At 50.3% G+C, this 396-nt stretch carries 1 protein-coding gene; it reads left to right on the top strand.

Going from position 1 to position 396, the window contains the following annotated elements:
* The coding region (locus tag C5Y44_RS13215) for a TolC family protein (RefSeq protein WP_158255488.1) at positions 1–396 on the top strand (396 nt) is incomplete at both ends.

Here is a 396-nt window from a genome sequence, read left to right as displayed (position 1 = left end):
CGCAAAGCCAGCAAGGTGTACGTATCAGTGATGCGGGTTTAACCACACGTAGAAGCTTTGATCTGGAAGATGGCAGCAGTTCATCCGGTTTTGGGGTTAATTTCCCTAGCTTAAGCTATGAACTGGATCTGTTCGGTAAACTGGCCAATCAGACTGAAGCAGCGCGTTGGGAGGCCCTGGCATCTGAAGAGGACTTACAGGCGACTGCACAAAGTCTGATTGGTACGACTGCTCAACTGTACTGGCAGCTGGGTTATCTAAATGAACGTTATAGCGTGGTTCAACAAAACCTGGCGACTGCACAGCGTACGTATGATCTGGTCAATGTCCAGTATCGTGCCGGTGCAGTGTCTGGTCTCGATCTGACTCAAGCTGAACAGGCCATTCAAAGCCAGC

Origin of the sequence: Corynebacterium sp. J010B-136 (assembly GCF_002967075.1) — a bacterium.
Lineage (GTDB): Bacteria > Actinomycetota > Actinomycetes > Mycobacteriales > Mycobacteriaceae > Corynebacterium.
Note: the sequence above shows the minus strand (reverse complement) of the source record. Positions and strands in the feature narration are given on the sequence as shown.